20 protein-coding genes and 2 pseudogenes are annotated in these 16,854 nt (G+C 37.7%); 11 read left to right on the forward strand and 11 right to left on the reverse strand.

All coding sequences use genetic code 11. The features are described 5' to 3' along the window. The first annotated feature begins 362 nt into the window (after window positions 1-362). The 4 genes from H5185_RS12380 to H5185_RS12395 all read left to right on the forward strand — a co-directional run bounded on the left by H5185_RS12380 (window position 363) and on the right by H5185_RS12395 (window position 2,184). The gene (locus H5185_RS12380; RefSeq protein ID WP_182742248.1) at window positions 363-530 is read left to right on the forward strand and encodes a JAB domain-containing protein; all 168 of its coding nucleotides are present in this window, start codon (window positions 363-365) and stop codon (window positions 528-530) included. A gap of 77 nt (window positions 531-607) precedes the next feature. After that, a complete protein-coding gene (locus H5185_RS12385) occupies window positions 608-1,273 on the forward strand; it encodes a hypothetical protein (RefSeq protein ID WP_182742249.1) in 666 nt (221 codons plus the stop codon). Window positions 1,274-1,288: 15 nt separating this feature from the next. Further along, the gene (locus H5185_RS12390) at window positions 1,289-1,588 is read left to right on the forward strand and encodes a hypothetical protein (protein ID WP_182742250.1); all 300 of its coding nucleotides are present in this window, start codon (window positions 1,289-1,291) and stop codon (window positions 1,586-1,588) included. Then, complete coding sequence (locus tag H5185_RS12395; RefSeq protein ID WP_182742251.1) at window positions 1,564-2,184, forward strand: DNA adenine modification methylase; 621 nt, start codon at window positions 1,564-1,566, stop codon at window positions 2,182-2,184. The genes H5185_RS12390 and H5185_RS12395 overlap by 25 nt, the downstream gene beginning before the upstream one ends. A gap of 64 nt (window positions 2,185-2,248) precedes the next feature. Here H5185_RS12395 and H5185_RS12400 read toward each other — a convergent pair whose 3' ends face one another. Genes H5185_RS12400 through H5185_RS12420 form a run of 5 tightly spaced genes read right to left on the reverse strand, consistent with a single transcriptional unit; the run spans window position 2,249 to window position 5,797 of the window. Further along, window positions 2,249-2,776, reverse strand: a complete 528-nt coding sequence (locus H5185_RS12400) for a hypothetical protein (RefSeq protein ID WP_182742252.1) — start codon at window positions 2,774-2,776, stop codon at window positions 2,249-2,251. Beyond that, entirely contained in the window at window positions 2,773-3,582 is an 810-nt protein-coding gene (locus tag H5185_RS12405; protein WP_182742253.1) for a hypothetical protein, read from the reverse strand. Before H5185_RS12405 ends, H5185_RS12400 begins: the two co-directional genes overlap by 4 nt. 12 nt (window positions 3,583-3,594) lie before the next feature. Beyond that, window positions 3,595-4,293 carry a recombinase RecT gene (locus H5185_RS12410; protein ID WP_182742254.1) on the reverse strand — a complete coding sequence of 233 codons (699 nt, stop codon included), beginning with the start codon at window positions 4,291-4,293 and terminating at the stop codon, window positions 3,595-3,597. After that, window positions 4,293-5,090: a recombinase RecT gene (locus H5185_RS12415; RefSeq protein WP_182742255.1), complete on the reverse strand. Its 798-nt coding sequence runs from the start codon at window positions 5,088-5,090 to the stop codon at window positions 4,293-4,295. The genes H5185_RS12410 and H5185_RS12415 overlap by 1 nt, the downstream gene beginning before the upstream one ends. Before the next feature lie 50 nt (window positions 5,091-5,140). Continuing rightward, entirely contained in the window at window positions 5,141-5,797 is a 657-nt protein-coding gene (locus H5185_RS12420) for a hypothetical protein (protein ID WP_182742256.1), read from the reverse strand. 238 nt (window positions 5,798-6,035) lie between these two features. On the opposite strand from H5185_RS12420, the gene H5185_RS12425 reads away from it, so the two are divergent. The 3 genes from H5185_RS12425 to H5185_RS12435 are packed head-to-tail and all read left to right on the forward strand — an operon-like array spanning window position 6,036 to window position 7,604. After that, window positions 6,036-6,605 carry a hypothetical protein gene (locus tag H5185_RS12425; protein ID WP_182742257.1) on the forward strand — a complete coding sequence of 190 codons (570 nt, stop codon included), beginning with the start codon at window positions 6,036-6,038 and terminating at the stop codon, window positions 6,603-6,605. After that, window positions 6,602-7,057 (forward strand): metal-dependent hydrolase, encoded by a 456-nt coding sequence (locus H5185_RS12430; protein WP_182742258.1) that lies wholly within the window; start codon window positions 6,602-6,604, stop codon window positions 7,055-7,057. The genes H5185_RS12425 and H5185_RS12430 overlap by 4 nt, the downstream gene beginning before the upstream one ends. A 1-nt stretch (window position 7,058) precedes the next feature. Then, the gene (locus H5185_RS12435) at window positions 7,059-7,604 is read left to right on the forward strand and encodes a hypothetical protein (RefSeq protein ID WP_182742259.1); all 546 of its coding nucleotides are present in this window, start codon (window positions 7,059-7,061) and stop codon (window positions 7,602-7,604) included. Here the strand turns inward: H5185_RS12435 and H5185_RS12440 are convergent. From H5185_RS12440 to H5185_RS12450, 3 genes are read right to left on the reverse strand one after another with little or no spacing between them, the layout of a single operon-like run. Next, entirely contained in the window at window positions 7,593-7,895 is a 303-nt protein-coding gene (locus H5185_RS12440) for a hypothetical protein (protein WP_182742260.1), read from the reverse strand. The two genes, H5185_RS12435 and H5185_RS12440, sit on opposite strands and share 12 nt — an antisense overlap. 4 nt (window positions 7,896-7,899) lie before the next feature. Continuing rightward, a complete protein-coding gene (locus H5185_RS12445) occupies window positions 7,900-8,457 on the reverse strand; it encodes a hypothetical protein (protein ID WP_182742261.1) in 558 nt (185 codons plus the stop codon). Beyond that, entirely contained in the window at window positions 8,454-8,933 is a 480-nt protein-coding gene (locus tag H5185_RS12450; RefSeq protein WP_182742262.1) for a lytic transglycosylase domain-containing protein, read from the reverse strand. The genes H5185_RS12445 and H5185_RS12450 overlap by 4 nt, the downstream gene beginning before the upstream one ends. A gap of 74 nt (window positions 8,934-9,007) precedes the next feature. Between H5185_RS12450 and H5185_RS12455 the strand changes: the two genes are divergently transcribed. Together H5185_RS12455 and H5185_RS12460 are read left to right on the forward strand one after the other, a co-directional pair. Then, window positions 9,008-9,682, forward strand: a complete 675-nt coding sequence (locus H5185_RS12455; RefSeq protein WP_182742263.1) for a hypothetical protein — start codon at window positions 9,008-9,010, stop codon at window positions 9,680-9,682. Between the two features lie 58 nt (window positions 9,683-9,740). Then, entirely contained in the window at window positions 9,741-10,400 is a 660-nt protein-coding gene (locus H5185_RS12460; RefSeq protein ID WP_182742264.1) for a hypothetical protein, read from the forward strand. Window positions 10,401-10,840: 440 nt separating this feature from the next. On the opposite strand, the pseudogene H5185_RS12465 reads toward H5185_RS12460, so the two are convergent. Further along, a pseudogene (locus tag H5185_RS12465) lies at window positions 10,841-12,293 on the reverse strand (IS1182 family transposase). 32 nt (window positions 12,294-12,325) lie between these two features. Here H5185_RS12465 and H5185_RS23455 point away from each other — a divergent pair. Beyond that, window positions 12,326-12,637 (forward strand): annotated as a pseudogene (locus H5185_RS23455) (transposase); the annotation flags it as partial. Window positions 12,638-13,276: 639 nt separating this feature from the next. Here the strand turns inward: H5185_RS23455 and H5185_RS12475 are convergent. Continuing rightward, window positions 13,277-13,525 (reverse strand): Tn3 family transposase, encoded by a 249-nt coding sequence (locus tag H5185_RS12475; protein ID WP_182742265.1) that lies wholly within the window; start codon window positions 13,523-13,525, stop codon window positions 13,277-13,279. A gap of 149 nt (window positions 13,526-13,674) precedes the next feature. Here H5185_RS12475 and H5185_RS23460 point away from each other — a divergent pair, with 149 nt between their 5' ends. Continuing rightward, window positions 13,675-13,920, forward strand: coding sequence for a PhoU domain-containing protein (locus H5185_RS23460; protein ID WP_220494450.1), 246 nt, complete (start codon window positions 13,675-13,677; stop codon window positions 13,918-13,920). Between the two features lie 116 nt (window positions 13,921-14,036). Here the strand turns inward: H5185_RS23460 and H5185_RS12485 are convergent, their stop codons facing one another. Beyond that, complete coding sequence (locus H5185_RS12485; protein WP_182742266.1) at window positions 14,037-16,208, reverse strand: TonB-dependent receptor domain-containing protein; 2,172 nt, start codon at window positions 16,206-16,208, stop codon at window positions 14,037-14,039. Between the last annotated feature and the right edge of the window lie 646 nt (window positions 16,209-16,854).

Genomic DNA, 16,854 nt, shown 5'->3' on the forward strand with positions numbered 1-16,854 from the left:
CATTCATGCAAGGCGGAAGGACCACCTGTTCATCGGCTTTAATAACGTTCTATAATTGCCTTACAAATATTAATCCGAAACCAATTAAATAGAGTAAAAAATCTAACTAGCTTTTGTCCAAAAGTTTGTTACGTGGGGTTATGTTTGTACTCTAAAACAGAGTAGCAACTTTCCCATATAGTCGAGTGCCAATGTAGCAACAAAATGTCGGTACTTTGTTTTGAACTAGTTGATGAGATAGTTGAGAGTTTTTGGAGGATTTTCTCAGGTTTTACTTAGATAAAGTGCTTTTTGTTGAGAGAGTTGTGAATCCATTGGTACTACTGGTTTCTCTCATGATTCATAAAAACAAAAATTAATTCTTGTTTGCTCATAATCATCCTACCGGCAATTCAACTCCCTCGAATGCAGATATACGTATTACTAAACGTCTTGAAGCTGCCTTAAATACTGTTGATATATCTGTTCTTGATCACATTATTTTTGGTAAAGGTGAATCTGCCTCGTTGAAACAACTAAAACATTTCTAATATCGATTTAAACCCTTGGGGGTAACACTATCCCCCTGGGATTGCGTTACCCCATTTTTATATTTGGAGTTCACGCTATGAAACTAACTATTCGATCAATCTATACAACCGTTCACAAAGATAGTGATTATGAAGATGCAATTACTATTTGCTTTTACAAACAGATCACAGAGTTTGTAAAATTCACTATTGGTGAGTTTTCGGGAGAGTTTGAGAGATCTTCAAGTACAACTAGGCTTGCCAGTCATATGATTGAATGTGGCACGCCAGCTGTTTTGGATTTCCAGGATGAGGAAGCGAGCCCTTTTAAATACAACTCGATTTTCCCTGGTCTTAATAAAATTTTAGAGTGTGATTTATCGTCATTACTTGAAAATATTTACGAAGGAAAAGATATAGAAGTAGCTGACTCAATCGGTTTTAGTTTAATTTCTGAGCTGAAGCATCAATATCTTTCTTACTTAGATCTGGCCGAATTATCTGAGATTGAGCTATCGCTATATGCGATTATTGCTCAAGGGAAGGTAGGTTTTGATTGTGAAGAATTAGCAAACTTACATTACTCTAAATTTATTTGTTTAAAGGAAAGGTTTGAACAGTTTGCTAGAAATAAAATTGAATTTTCAGGATTTATTCCAGAAGGTTTACGCGCTTTGATGAAGCCGATTAGTGATGATATTAAGAAGATGTTGAATGAAGCCAACTTTGTTGTCCCTTTTTTTGCATCCCGATTTGAATACTAATTTAGGAGTTTTCAAATGTTCACAACTTCGGTCTGCTCGTATCCCGCCAGAGGACCATTTGGTAATAACCAATATCGTGGCAATTGTACGGGCTTCATCATTAAGGATTTATTAGAATCGTTTCTACCCAAAGGCGGTTTATTTATAGATCCGAGTGTCGGCGGCGGGACGTCTAATGACGTTGCTAAATCACTTAATATCCGATTTAAAGGCTTTGATCTGCACAGTGGTTTTAACCTCTTGGTGGATGATTTAGCTGATAAATCAGGTGAGTTGGCAGATTTGTGCTTTTGGCACCTCCATACGCAGACATGATCCGATATAGTGCAAACCAATGGGGCGATATCGCTCATCCCCATGACTTATCGCAAATGTCTTTAAAGAACTTTGTTGATGGAATGATGTTGGCAATTGCCAATATTCATGATGCAACAAAGGTCGGAGGCTATTACGGTATATTGTGTGGAAATCAACGCAAGAATGGCTCATATAGAAACTTGAGTTCTTTAGTTGAGAGGTTGGCCCCAGGAAAATTGTGTGAAGAAATTATAAAAACGCAACATCACTGTGTTTCTGATAGTAGAAATTATAGTAATAAGCGACTTATAAGAATCTCTCATGAAAAACTTTTGCTTTTTAAGAAGACTCAGCATTCATCTTATTTTGCCGTCAAGCAAGCAGAACAGAAGGCTATTGCTTTACTGGATGCGACTTGGCTTTCAACATTAAGACGGATGCTTCAACAAACATCAAAAATGGATATTAACTCAATTTTGTTAGAGTTCAGTTCTATGATTGATGCAAGTAGTTTCTTAAATGTAAATTGGGAAGGGCGAATAGAAATGTTGTTAAAAAGTGACCATTTTGAATTTATACCGGATTTAGGTGTTTATTCATTGCGTCGATATTAACCTAACTAACCAATCTTTAATTATGACCCTTCTGGGGCTAAATTAAAGATTGGTTTTTTTTTTACTAAAAAATGGTATTCCCAAAAAGTACTTCGTCAATATCTTCTATGACGTCAACTGGATTGATGCTAGATGTGTTGGGTACTAACACGCTTTTAATCCCCAGTTCATGAAGTCCATTGCGAAGATTGATAATTTTTAAAGCCTCTGGGTCGTTAAAAACTGATTGCTGAGTGAAAATTATGCAAAGCATGGGCTCACTCGTTTCAGAGTTAATCAGTGTAAATGGGATTGTTAACTCTGGTAAGGCTTTGTCTATTCTCTTACTCGATAGATAAAGGCTCCAGCTGTACGAGTCGAAGTATTGTTTGTTTAAAGCTAAAAATAAGCTCAAATGATTTTTGTTGTTTATTATTGGGTTTGCAACCAGGCGCTGCTCGCGGTGTTCACTTGCCTCTTCAGCCTCAGGTTGAATATTATCTTCAGGGTCAACTTTAATAGATTTAGGTTTAGGTTTAGAGCTAACGATAAATATCCCAAACAGGCACCCTATAACGGCAGATATGAGCACTAGAGCGGGTGTAGTTATCATTCTATTACTTCCTTTAGTACTTTTAAGATGCGAGGTTCATTACCTTCACATATAACCCATAACTGAGATAGTATTTCTAATGCTGGGGTGATGAATAATTTAGGTAAATCAATAAAAATCTTTTCATTACCATTCACTACAAAGCCAGTTATTTTATCACTAATCGATGTCACCGTGAATATTTGAGGTTTTGTTGGGACATACAAATAAGATTTGTTGTCCACTAACATATTTAGAGATTCATTGGGTTCAAAGTTATGATTTCCCTTGGTTTTTTCTTCCTTGATCAATACATAACCATTATGTCTTTGTTCAAATTGATGCCTCCCAATTAATTTGTTAGAGATTAACAAAAATATTTGATGAACGGACATTGTAATTGACTCACAATTATACTCAGAACGTGCCTTGATTTCTTGACCGGTAAAGTCAACAGTCAGCGGAAGAGTCAGGCCTCCATCTAACCATTTCGTATTTTTACCTTTTGGTATCGCCTGAGGTAAGCTGTAGATGGTTTCACTTTCTTGTACAAGGTGCTCTATGCTGACATAACCTTGATCATCCGGTGCCAGGTTTTTAACTTTAGAAAGAATAGCGATCAGTTTCCGGTTGTAATCCTCCCTATTAAGAATGATATAGGATTTACTAAGGGTCGGGTGGTCCACTTGTATATTGTAGTAACCATGCATTATTGAAGTTAAAATCTTACCGTCCAAAAGATCGGGACATTGAAATTCAATGCTAAATATGGGTTTTTCTTTTGCCTTCGTAATGGCGTGTAAGAAGTTATAGAATTTTGATTCCATTTTTCCAACTGTTTAATTCAAATGTTCAAAGATAGGCTTATTGTTTGGCCAATCGCAGCTAGAGAATCGCAAGACCTTAGCAAGTAGCATTTGGTCAGTACGTTCTTGCCAAAGGGATTTTGATTCAGGGCTTTGGGCCATTCTAAATGATTTTTCTAATTCTTCACGATTAATAGCCGAAACAATTAACTCACCGTTAGGTAGTGTTGCACGGCAAATACCACCTCGCAATTCACCTCGGGTTTTACTGAACGGGTCATAAGTATGAACAGGAGCTGTGCTATGGCCATGCCAAACAAAGGTGTCCTCGGAGTATACAAGTGAAGCGACAGCATTAAGAATAACCCCCTTACCAACAGCAATATCTCTTAATCCTATGTAAGTTGGATATAAGTGGATCTCTTCCAGCCCTGATTTAATGTTTTTAGTTAACATTATTGTTGCTTGCCTGGTTCTAGGGTTTAGGCTGATGTTGCACCCTTTTAAATCCCGCAGTGTACTGATGATTGAAGCATTACATATTCTATTTTTATTAAAGAAGTCTTCCTCCAATTTATTGAAGACGTGTGATGTTAGATATTCTAGTTCGCATGCCGTGTTAAATGTGCTGCTATTGAGCTCATTTAAAACCACCAAGTTTTTAGCTGTAAATGCCTCGATAAACATTTTTATCTGATTATTGAGGTTAGACTGCTCGATTATTGTAGGCATTAGATCCCCATGAATTTAAGTAAAGTTGGAGTTTGATAAACTAATCCAGTGCTCTGATATTTTTTACTGTTCGCTGGCCTGGTACCTATCAAGGAGACTGATTCGCTAACTGATTGCATCGGTTTTGTGGTGGTGCTTGATACGCCTTTAGAATCCGTTAGCTTTGGATAATAAGCATTGCAATACTTGTCCACGTAAATGCTTAACTCTCGCTTTAGGTTCGGTATATTGTTAAGTATCTGCCAAATAGCAGATTTTTTTATCATTTCATCTACAAATACTGAACTCCAAACTGCAGTTCCATTCGACATCGTTTTTAGAATTTCTTCTTTCTTGATAAATGCGTTTACGATGGTTCCACACTTTAATGTACCTGATGCGACGCCACCTTTAATTGCCCCTCTATCAGGCGACAATGATGTTTGTGTGATTGATGGCGCTGTGTTGTCTCCAGAGCCTATTAATACTTCATCGCCTTCTCGAATGGCCCATGCCTGAATATTTTGTAATCCGCCTTTAGCGTAGGCTAGTTGGCAGTCTGCTCTATATGTGTGAGCTATAAAAATATTTCCACTGTCACGATCTACACTAGGATACAAATAGCTACTGGTTTCCGACCAAGTTAGCCCAGTTACAGCTGCATAAGCTAAGCAGTAGTCTACAAAGGAATTAGCAATTTCTCTATTGAATCCGGCACACTCAAAGCAATCTAAAGCTGATAGCTTCTCGTCTTTCATTATTAATGAGACGCCACCTACCTTAATCAGTTTTAACCAATCCGCTTTCTTAATCGTCATATCAATTCCCCTTTAAAATCTGACTTTCATCGTCTCATATAAATTATTTCCTACAAGGAAGTGAAACCTATATGAGCCTTTCTAAATCCAGTATCTAGTAGTGCTTGCAAGTCGATGAAGTGCTTATTGTTGCCTGAGGGTAGGTATTTCAATAACCGCTTTGCACATACTGCGTCTGCAAACTCATCTTCACTTGCAGATGCTTCTTCAATGGCCGAGAAAAGGAGTGTTACTTCTTCTTTGCTTATAGAAGCGCTGGCAGTGATGCTTTGACTCGTTAATTGAGATATGACACCAGAAGCTTCAGTTAGACGGCTACAGGTCGATTCAGGGACGTTGTTGAGGATTTGTGAGCCATCGAGAGCAAGTACAGTGTGTATAGTGCTGTCGATACCCATAATTCGATTCAAAATATGGCTTAGTGCATTCGAAGTCACTAGCGGCCAAATAGAAAGCTTTCCATTTTTATTCACGATGAATACATCCAATTTAAGTCGTGACTTTTCAAAGTCCAAGTTAAATTCAACACATAATTTTAATATTTTCAATAGTTCTTCTTGTTTAAAATCAACAGGTTTATAACCTAACTTTCTTATACAAAATTCCATCCTCAGCAGCTTTGTTGCCAGTTCATTACTTATATTTCCTTTGTGGAGGTTGACCGTCGAATTGACTAAATGCGCATCAGGAACAAGGGTTTGAGTCATTATGAATGTATCCATTTTTTATAATTCAACATATTGTTGCATACAATATTTTCGGTGCAAGGAAGTGAGTTCTTCGCATTAACATGGTCAAAAACGATAATTAATCTTAAATAAGTTGCGCTAGTTTAGGTATGCTTATACAATCCAGAAAAATTTGATTAAGAAAAGTTAATTCAAAACCTTGTAGCAAAAAAATTATGTGTTGGAATGTAATTTCGAACATAAATTTGGAGATAACATGAAAACAAAATTACTTTTCTTAACTACTACTGTGTTGCTTGGTGCGTGTGGATCTAATCCAGTTGTGGATTACCAGCAGGCCCAAGAAAAGCAAGCTAGAAACAAAGTAGAGCGGATGACTGAGACGTTGAATGATGTGCCAGAGTGGTTTTTAACGCCACCAATATCGGATGCGACGGGGGTCTATGCGACAGCAACAGCATCTTCATCAGATTTGCAGTACGCCAGAGAGTTAGCAATTTTTCAGGCAGAATACTCTATTGCCAAGACGATTAATAATGAGGTTTCTGGTAAGGAGCGTTTGCATCGTTCTCAATCTGCTGGTGGATTTAAATCTACTGCAGATCAAACAGTCGTGAAGCGAGTTGCTGGTGCTGATGTGCTTGGTTATCGAATTGTTAGTCAAGAATACCGAATTCAGAACGGTCAGTATGCATCATATGTGTTGCTACATATGCCGTATGAAATGCAGCAACAAATGATTGAGAATCGTGACAATAATTTTCAGAAGGCTGCTGAAACTCAATATAATGACGTTGAGACGTTTAGCGCAGTAGGTGTTAAATGAATTTTGCCGGACACGTAAGCTTAGGTTGCGTGTCATGGCTCGGTTATACCGCGCTAATTAATGACTCATTTGAGGCCGTTGTTAGCGCACAAACTCTGGTTTTAATGCCCGTAGCAATATTTGGGGCATTATTACCAGATATCGACCATCCAAACTCTACATTTGGCCGTCGAATTAGACCAGTATCGACTGTGTTGTCATGGTTTAGTCACAGAGGGATTACGCATTCTATTTGGGCAATAGCGGGTAGCTTATATGTATTAAGTGCATTTGATCTATCCATGTTATGGATACACGCCCTCACAATAGGATATGTAAGTCATTTGCTGGGTGATTCAATTACTCCAGCTGGGATAAAACCTTTCTGGCCAGTTCCATATCGGTTTTACATAAACCCTTATATAGCAATACCGTTAGTTGTTGTTTTAGCTTTAATTTTTCAGGGAGCGTAAAATGAGCGCCAATACACATAAAATCATCAGCTTAGATCAGTTTAGACCTCAGTTCAAAAAGAAAGTGACACCTCAACATCAACGTCTCAATGGTGGTAGTGATCATGTGTCTTCTTTACGTGAGCAGGTATTTACTGACATTACTCCTGGAGATATACATTATCTAGTTGAGTACTTGTTAGAAGTTGTTACGGGTGATGTTGTAGAGGTAATAGATAACTCTGATACAGATCAAGAAATCGTAGCTAAATGCGACGGGTTTATGTTGAGTGTTACAGCTTTAAATTGTGATGATTGGGATGAAGATAATGGTGCGGTTGATTTGGCCGTCTCGTCAGTAGTTACTACTCAACGTACATTTGATGCGGCTGAAATTCAGATTTACCAATCTCATGTATCTAAATCAGTTCGTTATGTGTGTTCAGGCAAACGAAAAGCTACGGTTGAAACCCAAGTTTCTTTTTCATTTGGCGCATCGATGTCACAGATGGAAAATGCAGTTATATCTGTGTTGCTGGCTTCAATGAACTTAAAATCAATTGCTTAATACATAATCATTACGGAATTCCCCATAAACCAACGTTGGTGTGGGGAATATCAATTTAAATTTTCTTGAAACCATGTCCTGGCATAGCTTTGAACCTTCCGGCGCACTAACCCCTCCAACAATCTGATTCGTTACAAACGGGTCACCACACTGTTCAGTATTCTGCTTCATAAGCTCAACAGCATGTAACGCTTTTTTGTTGATCGCGTCAATTTCCACTTTTGTAGGCAAGTTCGCTTCAGTTGGAGATACGACTGAGATTAGAGAGGCTATCAATAGACTATTTAGCATTGGGTTATCCTTTTTTTTTCCAGTCAAATAACTTTGGCTTTGGGGTTTTGATTACATTATAGAGTTCAAGTTGCTCGTTTAAGATCAAGTCGTGGAAACCTTTAGGCGGTAAGCCCGTTCCTTTCCAATGATGTATGTTACCTTCACCATCTTTAAACCAATATTTGAAATAAGAATTTTCGGTACCAGAATTTTCAACTCTGTGAGTGCTGGATATTTTTGACAGGATTGATTTTGGTGTAATGTCTAAATCGTGAGAAATCAAAGAAATGGTTTTGTATAATAACAATGTTATAGAAGCTATTCTCTCTTTCTTACTTAACGTTTCTTTGTCAGTTAGACCCGTTATTATCTTAGTAATAAATCTTGCTGCAGACTTTTGGGTTATGTTGGCCCGTTTTTTCAATGAGTCGTTTAGTGTTTTTATTTCTAACTCACCAGTTTGAACAGAAGATTGCTCTAAATGTTGAGCTAGTAGTGTCAATTCTGCAGATTCGAGAGAGTTAATAGTGTCAATAATAGATTTTATTTTGTGTTCATGACTAGTTATTTCATTTTTCATTTTATTTGTTCCACATTGAAGCCTGAGCCTCGCAATTCTGCGCGTTTGCGGTATCCAATCATGACTTTTCTTAAGTAAGTAAGTTTGATAAGTTTAGTTTTGCTGTTGTAATGTCCTACGGCGTTCCAAATGGATTCCCCTGGCGAGAGCTCATCTATACGTCGCTTTAAAACGTCTGCTGCAGCGCTAATATTAACACATACATTGTTAGCTACCGTTTTCCAATCAGGGTAGATTTTTTTGAACCACGGCTCAGTAAATTGTATTGTATTAACTTGGGCTACCCCTAGATCGTAACTGCCATTTGTGTTGCTAACGACAGAGCCATTATTACCCCGTTCACCTTCTAGTATGATGGATAATAAAATATCAGGATCGATGTTTCTACGGTATGCAGCATTTTCTGCGCATTCGGTAACTATAGCTTCCCTTACTGGTTCCCCGCGACTAATATCATGATCAGAAATGTCTAACATTTGGTCACCTTTATTACAATTACAACGTTTTATGTTATTATCCACAATTATGACATTGTTTGGATAAAAAGCCCATGTTAGCAGCGTTAAAGCATAAAAAAGTTAAGAAGGTTTTCAATTTACTTAAGCCAAAGCAAGGTTTCTATGTTGGAAAAGTCAAAGTTGATCCGGTATATGGCGTAATAGGCTTAACGGCGTTGTATTTTGTATTTCAGAGCACACCTATTGAACGGTTTATTTATTGGGTTGAAATCAAAGCACAGGAGATGACCTACGAACGAGATTTAAGCAATGATCCAATGGGGGTAATGAAAGATAACTTAAGAGATTTTGCCCTTGTAAATAAAAGCGATAATCCAGTTGAAGTTTATCTAGATGGAGTCACGACCTACAAGTACCTAGAAACAACATTTCGTGTCAGTTTTGGGTTTGAGGCTGAAAATATGCGCCAATGCCGATTAACCGTGAGTGGACAGCTTAAAGACCGTATAGGCCCCATAGTAGGTGCTAAAACTTCATTGGATATCTGGTGTACAAAGAATAGCCGCGAAACTAAAATTTCAAGTATTTCCCCTAATTCATTCTTAAAGCTGCCAAACCTCGAAGATCAACCTCTATTAGTCCGGTTTGCAATCAATGGTGATGACGAAGGCTATAAAACTTATTTAGCTAGTTTCAACGTCAAATCAAACCTTCAGGAATCAGAGCAGCTGGCACCGCTAGAGCAAGTGGCTCCTGAAGGCTCTTAGAGTTATTTGATGTCAATTAATAATGGGTTAACTAAATTAACATGGGTAGGGCATAAATATGATTCAGCTTAAAGCTGTGAAAATGACTTATGCACAAAGCCGTGATGGTCAGATTGTGTCTATTGCAAACGTTCACACTGGGCTTGAGTGTGATTGTATTTGTATCGGTTGCCATGGTCGGTTATCTGCAGTTAATCAATGGCATTTTTCGCACCATCAGGAAATAGATGAGGCTAACTGTCAGTGGACCGGAGAAAGTGAGCTTCATTTTAAAGTCAAAGAATATTTAGAAAAGCACAAGCAAATCACAGTCCCGATAGGTTTTTCAAACCCAAGTTTATTCGCAATAAAATTTGATGAGGTATTACTTGAAAAAAGTTTGAGGTCGATTAAACGCATACCAGATATTACTTGCTATAGCTCAGGGGAACGCATAATCGTTGAAATAAAAGTAACTCGTGAAGTTGATAAGAAAAAGATTGCAGATTATAAAAAAGTTAATGCATCCGTAATTGAATTCGATTTTAGCGATGTAGTTCTATTTAGCGATGTTGTATCAGAAGTAGACATCGAAAATTACCTAAAAATGCATAATGGTAATTGGTTATCTGTTGCTCCAGTTGGTGAGGTAGCAGAATTGTTTCAAGCTCATGAGCGTTCCATAACCAAGAGCTTAATACAAGGGGTTTTGTGCCCATCCCCTCGAAATGAACCTTAGGAATTTAATATCATTTGTTTTTTGCTAAATGGGGTTTTGCGCCCATCCCCTCGAAATTGCTAATAGGGTGGATTTTGAACAGTTGTGATTATTTCACTGGAAAAGCACACACAAATAAATCAGTACCTGTAAAAGGTTTTTATGGCACTTTGGGGCACGAAGCAACATAGAATTCGTGTTCGCTTTGGCAAATAGTCAGGGTAATAACAACCGAAATCTACTGCCGCTTGAGGGTCAGGTTTAAGCTCAGGCTGTGTGAAAACTGATAAACAACTGTGCTGTTCGCGCACTATCTTTGTTCTGGTGTTAATAATAGCTACTTTTACAAGCATTTTAGGTTACTTACGGTGACTAACGTGATGGGGAACTCTGTAGTGTTATTACGTTTATATTGGTGTTTTTGTCACTAATAGTGAGGTTTTTAGACCAAATCAGACCAACTATTGCCTGATTAACTTCATCAAACCAATTGTGCCTTTAATTGACATCATTCGTTTAAGATTATAAGCAAGAACATGTAGGTTAGTCTCCGTACTTACGTTTTTTAAACGCTTAGTAATATAATGAGTCGCACCCATCCACATCTTTATGTTGCCGAATGGGTGCTCTACAGTTTGCTTACGAATAAGCGGCGTGTCGCTCGCTTCCTTGAGTCGTTGATGCATGGCATCAATGTCATTTTCATGTACCCAACGTCGCATTTTTCTTGGCTCTTTGAGTGAGCGAGTACACTTTGCGCGAATATCGCAATCTCTACAAGCAATATGGTCTACATAGATGCGTATCTGTAAACCATCTTCCATGGCATTACGACGATAAGGCAATACGTTACCCGCAGGGCAAATGTACTCGTCTTTTTCCTTGTTATATTTGAATTGGTTTTTGTTGAATATCCCAGCTTTTGCAGCCCCTGATGTATCTCCTTTGGGTACCAGCATTTCAGATCCTGTATCGAGCACGTTTTTAATATCAACTCTGCTGTAATAACCTTTGTCTGCCACAAAGGTTATATTAGTGGTTTCAAGTGCTTCTTGTACTTGACTAGCGACTAAATGAAGCTTTCCTCTATCTGTGGATTGCGTAACTTCGTGACTAATAATTAAGTGGTGTTGGCTATCTACGGCAGATTGTACGTTGTAGCAAACTTGCCGCACCATGTTGCTCGTTTTCATGAGCCTTGAATCAGGGTCGGTGAGTGACAATTGTTTGTCGGGATGCTCATTTACTCTTGCTTCAAGGTCAGCTAATTCGGTGAGTCTCTTCTTCATCCATGCCACTTTCTCGTGCATGACAGTGACATCTTCATCAGAATATTCCTGTTTATCTTTATCCGCTAAAATCGCTAAGTAGTGACTAATACTCGCATCGAACCGAGCAATTAAGTCCTTTGCTTTTTTTGGAGTATAGGTCTTTTTTTTATTGTTCACTGCTTTGAATTTACTACCATCAATGGCAACTATCACATTGGTGAACATATTCATTTCGCGGCATAGCTGAACAAACTGACGACACGTATTTTTAATGCCTGTGCTGTTGTCTTTTCTAAAGTCTGCGATGGTTTTAAAGTCAGGGGTTAAACGCTCGAGAAGCCACATTAATTCAACATTGCGGTGAGATTTCTTTTCTAATCGTCGAGATGATTGGAGATGATTGGATATGATTCAAATAACCATAAATATAGAGTTTGAACATCATGCTTAGATGGTAACATGGGCGGCCAGTTGCTTTGGTTGTGACTTTTTCAAATCCTAATGAAGCTAAGTCTACACTATCAACAAAAGCATCAATAACTCTCACAGGATTTTCATCGGCAACAAAATCATCTAATGCTTCAGGGAACAGGGTCGCTTGGGTTCTTGATTGGCCTTTTATGTGATGAGTGCATATTCTCATGCATCGCGATCACCTAATACCAGAATAGACAACGTACTATGTCGCTGACACATGATGAGTTTATCCGACGTTTTTTACTGCATGTATTACCGAGTGGCTTTCACCGTATTCGACATTATGGTTTGACTGCGAATACAGGTCGTAAGAAGAACTTGGGTAAAGCACGGCAATTACTGAACGTTAACGAACCGATAATACCATTGGATAAAGCGTTATCGAGTGAAGCCAAATCACATGAGCGAACACCGACCTTTGTTTGCCCTTGTTGTGGTGCCGGCATGATTGTGACAGACGTATTGCTTCATTTATATTTACCAAGGGCACCACCCTTATTAGTTAGTTAGTGGTAGTCAATGAGCAAAGGTTAAATTATCGGCAATGGTTGATAAGGGCTAGTATTGTTCGATTTGCTCAAACTTATCGGATCTAGATTAAAATAAAGCAGTATGAGAGGAAAATATCACAGTGGAAAGCATATTAACGCAACGTAAATTAGTCCCAAGAAACAATTTTAACCATCAAGAGCAAAAGACAATCAAGCAATCCCCATAACACCGAGTTGAATTCCCGCGGTTTCCTCATTGTGTGCCTTTTAGACATCAGCCGTCAGATGATGACCTGCTGATAGGTTTTGTGTACTGGCTGATATCTAAAAACCTTAACTTTGAAGACCTAAAGTTTTAGTACCATAACTACAGCTAAAGAGCTGTAAACGGTCATAAATTACGATCCAAATCACTATACCTAGCAGTCACAATAAGCCTGAAGCAGTCATAGGCATTGTTCTCGTTCTACAACTTTATTTTTTACATAAAATTACTCTCAAACCGATTTTATGAACGTACGCTATGCCAATAATTTTGAATGTGAAGTTTAGAGAACGGTAGCTGCCAATGCGTTACCAGTTTTAGTGTGTTCTAATAGTTAACTGGTAAGATCACGTACTGATTAATTGAGTAACTATTAGTTTTGCTTCTCCAAGATTAACCAGGATTAACATTTAATGGATCTATATCATTAAGTAACCCAGCTAAGTCAATTTCTTTACGATCTTTATTAAAAGCATATTCGCCATTTAAATTAATATACTGCCAAGCGACTGGTGAGAGTCTTGAAATAATATCAACAATATCTTGTCTGCCATTTTTTGCTTGAATTTTCAAAAATGCAGAAATTAGCGCTGAATTATAATAAATAATGCAGTTTGAAATAAGTCGTCGCAGTCGTTCCATTACGATACTTGGTAATCATTGCCTCCACGAAATTTATTACCATTAACTGAAGTTATCGCCCGTTTTAATGTGAGCTTGCGGCAGCATAGTTTAACTTCCAATTTTTAATCTTATTTAATTATTGCAACCAAATAAATTAGGCTATAATAATGTCAGATTTACTTTCCAATGCCGTCGCTGCATTTGCGCAATGGTGTTCTAATAAATTCGTTAAGCACTCATTAACACCACAACATTTTCGTGTGCAAGTGGTCGCCTTATTACGCGTAACTTGGTGCGCCCGCGCACTAGAGCGAATTGGCGATCACACCACGAACCTTTGTGAATACATTGTTTATTTGGTTGAAGGCAAAGATGTCAGGCAGGGAAATATGTTTCGAAAAGACCAATTGTGAAGTATAACGGGTCTCTATAAACCGTTAATTTATTCTAAGACGGAATAGTATATTATTATGTTAACCAAGTAAGCGTACTGCTTACTTGGCTTTACGGTTAACCAGTTTAATTTACCTTAAAAACTATATTTATAACCCAAAATTAACGTTCGAGGTTTACCCACCATAATAGAGCCTTGAGTACGGGTAGAAACATAAGTTTCATCAAGTAAATTATCAATATTTAACGTTAGCTCTTGCTGTTCATCTAGCGAATAATGTGCGGCAAAATCAACGACTGTACGGCTCGCGACCAGTTCACCCGCTAACATTGTTCCCTGACCAGCTTGTGTTCTCATTTCACCAGAATAACGCACTAATAAATCACTACGCCAGTTATCACCCTCTGCACCCAAAGTTAATTGCAGTTGATTATTGGGTACATAAGGTAACTCATCACCCGCATTTACTGTACCCCAAGTATCAAGATCAGAGTCAAAAGCATTTTTAAATTCAGTTTCGGTATAGGTATAAGTTAAATCAATAGGAAAGGTGATTGATTGTGTTTCAAAACGATAACCCACCATTAGCTCAAGACCTCCTATTTGAACCTTACCCGCATTATATTGATCGCCAATATTTTCATCATCACAGCCTTGACTTGCGGTGCAATTGCCATACATATTGGCGTAATCTGCATAAAACAAGATGGCTTCGGCATTCACTAAAGAGTCGTTGTAGCGAAAACCCAATTCATAATTAATACTTTCTTCATTTATTGCTTCTTTATTACCTGGTGCTGGTGGCGCAAAACCTTTTTGTACACCACCAATAATGACTAAATCATCATTAACTTTATACGTTAAGGCAAGTGAGGGTAGAAACACATCAAGACTATTATCAATATCTTTTTTCAGTGGCTGATTACGATCACTAACACCTGTCCCCCAATCTTTGCGGCTAATGGTCATGTTTTCATAGCGTAAACCCGCATTGAAAATGAAATTACCAACGCTATATTCGTCATGAACAAACAGTGCCGTTGCTTTCGCGCTATCAATACGGTTTGAGTCTGTACCCGGCGTACCTGAACTAAGTTGAGTTAGCTGATAACTTTGATCTAATTGAAAACCATCAACCCATTGATATCTATCCATTTCATCTTCATGATAGCGCGCGCCAAACTTAACTTGATGATCATTGAAATCAGCATTAAGTACTGTTTGTACGCCTTTTGAAATATAAGCGCGGTTATTGGCTTTAACATCAAAAGATAAGGGTTGTTCACTAGGCGATTTATCAAAATCAGCAGCGGCTTCAATACCACCACTACCTAATGACAAACCATTAATTTTACTAGCTTTATACCAGTTTCTTGAAAAGTCGTTGTAGTAAACCGTACTGACAAAATTAAAGCGCTCTGAAAGCTGTAAAAGGTGATTTAATTGTACTTGTTTATGTTCAGTGCTTATATTATCAAGCTGTGAAGCAGAATAACGATTGTAAGGTTGACTGTTAAAATCTTCATCCGTAATGCCCATATAAGTTTCATTGGCGTCTTCGTCTGAATATTTTAGTTTTAACTCTAACTCTTGATAATATTTTGCGTCTGCATCGCTATTTAAACGAAATTTAGCAAGGTAGTCATTTTTAATGAAATCAGCTTCTTGATCAGTGTTATTAATGTTTTTAAAACCGTCAGCTTGGTAACGATACACTTCAAATACTGACGAAACATTTTTTCCTTTTCCGCCCACGTAAGCATGTAACTTACCATAGCCATCGCCACCTAAGTTCAAATCAACTTGGCCTGAGAGTTCCTCATCAGGTATTTGACGAGACAATAAATTAATCACGCCACCTGTTGTTCTTGGTCCATACATAGCGCTTGAAGTACCTTTTAATACTTCAATTTGTTGCATGCGACCTGCTGTTGGAAAGTAATAAGCTGACGGAGCGGCATAAGGTGCTGGGGCTGCCAGCACATTATCTTCCATTATGGTTACTTTTTCACTACGGTTTTGCCCAGTTCCACGCATACCAATATTAGGTCGTAAACCATAACCGTCTTCTTCTAGCACATAAACACCCGGAATAGACGTTAACGTACGCATAATGTCGCTGTAATCAAATTTTTCTAATTGTTCTTCAGTAATCATATGGGCACTACCAGGAATGTCATTTACCGACTGGTCACTACCAAAAATAGACATTTGTTCAATATTGCTATCATCATCAGGGGAAGGAGCGGCTAAACTGGTTTGACTCAACGTGGTTAAAATTGCTAAGGCAACAAGGCTTTTATTCATTAGATATAAGATTCTATGAGTTACGGTATTAGTTAGTGTGGTGAGTCTACATCTAATAAGTCGCTAATGCAAATTATTCTCATTAAGTTTTATTGATTTAGATTAAACTTTTCAATCGTTTTATTGAAGAGATACCTAATGCAGAGAATGCAAAGCCTAAAATGATTGCCGTTATTCCGTAAATCAAATAGAAAAGCGCCTTTCGGCTTTAAGAAGTTTATTTAAAGGGGTTAATTCCACATAGCACTGGTTTTTACTCATAAACAGTTACAACCCTTTAAAAATAATGTATACAGCTATTTATGTGAAAATTGAACCTAATAATTTAACCGTGTAAGTAATTGTTATATGTTAGTATTATTCATTATTTGTAAATCAGTTTTTAGTGCAATTAAAACGACCGTTTTCTTGGCTGTTCAAAAATGAATAAAATTGATGAATAAACGAACCATTTAACTCATTAAATTAAACTATGCAAGGTTGTATACCTGCTTCTATCTTTAGTTGTGTTTTTGACTCAAGCCATATTTTATAGGGGCCGTAGCTATTACTAGTGACAAATAGGTGCTATATGGAACTAACCCCTTAAAGTGATGCGTTACTGGTTAAATAAATTAACTGCCGTGAATAATACGTTTGGCAATTA

Source organism: Shewanella sp. SG44-6, assembly GCF_014164185.1.
Classification (GTDB): Bacteria; Pseudomonadota; Gammaproteobacteria; order Enterobacterales; family Shewanellaceae; genus Shewanella; species Shewanella vesiculosa.

Coding starts and splice junctions, on each gene's coding strand:
- H5185_RS12440 (WP_182742260.1), bottom strand. CDS start 7,895: ATGCTAAATAGTCTATTGATAGCCTCTCTAATCTCAGTCGTATCTCCA.
- H5185_RS12405 (WP_182742253.1), bottom strand. CDS start 3,582: ATGGAATCAAAATTCTATAACTTCTTACACGCCATTACGAAGGCAAAA.
- H5185_RS12420 (WP_182742256.1), bottom strand. CDS start 5,797: ATGACTCAAACCCTTGTTCCTGATGCGCATTTAGTCAATTCGACGGTC.
- H5185_RS12475 (WP_182742265.1), bottom strand. CDS start 13,525: ATGGAACGACTGCGACGACTTATTTCAAACTGCATTATTTATTATAAT.
- H5185_RS12485 (WP_182742266.1), bottom strand. CDS start 16,208: ATGAATAAAAGCCTTGTTGCCTTAGCAATTTTAACCACGTTGAGTCAA.
- H5185_RS12460 (WP_182742264.1), top strand. CDS start 9,741: ATGATTCAGCTTAAAGCTGTGAAAATGACTTATGCACAAAGCCGTGAT.
- H5185_RS12400 (WP_182742252.1), bottom strand. CDS start 2,776: ATGATAACTACACCCGCTCTAGTGCTCATATCTGCCGTTATAGGGTGC.
- H5185_RS12425 (WP_182742257.1), top strand. CDS start 6,036: ATGAAAACAAAATTACTTTTCTTAACTACTACTGTGTTGCTTGGTGCG.
- H5185_RS12385 (WP_182742249.1), top strand. CDS start 608: ATGAAACTAACTATTCGATCAATCTATACAACCGTTCACAAAGATAGT.
- H5185_RS12390 (WP_182742250.1), top strand. CDS start 1,289: ATGTTCACAACTTCGGTCTGCTCGTATCCCGCCAGAGGACCATTTGGT.
- H5185_RS12435 (WP_182742259.1), top strand. CDS start 7,059: ATGAGCGCCAATACACATAAAATCATCAGCTTAGATCAGTTTAGACCT.
- H5185_RS12430 (WP_182742258.1), top strand. CDS start 6,602: ATGAATTTTGCCGGACACGTAAGCTTAGGTTGCGTGTCATGGCTCGGT.
- H5185_RS12415 (WP_182742255.1), bottom strand. CDS start 5,090: ATGACGATTAAGAAAGCGGATTGGTTAAAACTGATTAAGGTAGGTGGC.
- H5185_RS12410 (WP_182742254.1), bottom strand. CDS start 4,293: ATGCCTACAATAATCGAGCAGTCTAACCTCAATAATCAGATAAAAATG.
- H5185_RS12450 (WP_182742262.1), bottom strand. CDS start 8,933: ATGTTAGACATTTCTGATCATGATATTAGTCGCGGGGAACCAGTAAGG.
- H5185_RS12455 (WP_182742263.1), top strand. CDS start 9,008: ATGTTAGCAGCGTTAAAGCATAAAAAAGTTAAGAAGGTTTTCAATTTA.
- H5185_RS23460 (WP_220494450.1), top strand. CDS start 13,675: ATGTCAGATTTACTTTCCAATGCCGTCGCTGCATTTGCGCAATGGTGT.
- H5185_RS12445 (WP_182742261.1), bottom strand. CDS start 8,457: ATGAAAAATGAAATAACTAGTCATGAACACAAAATAAAATCTATTATT.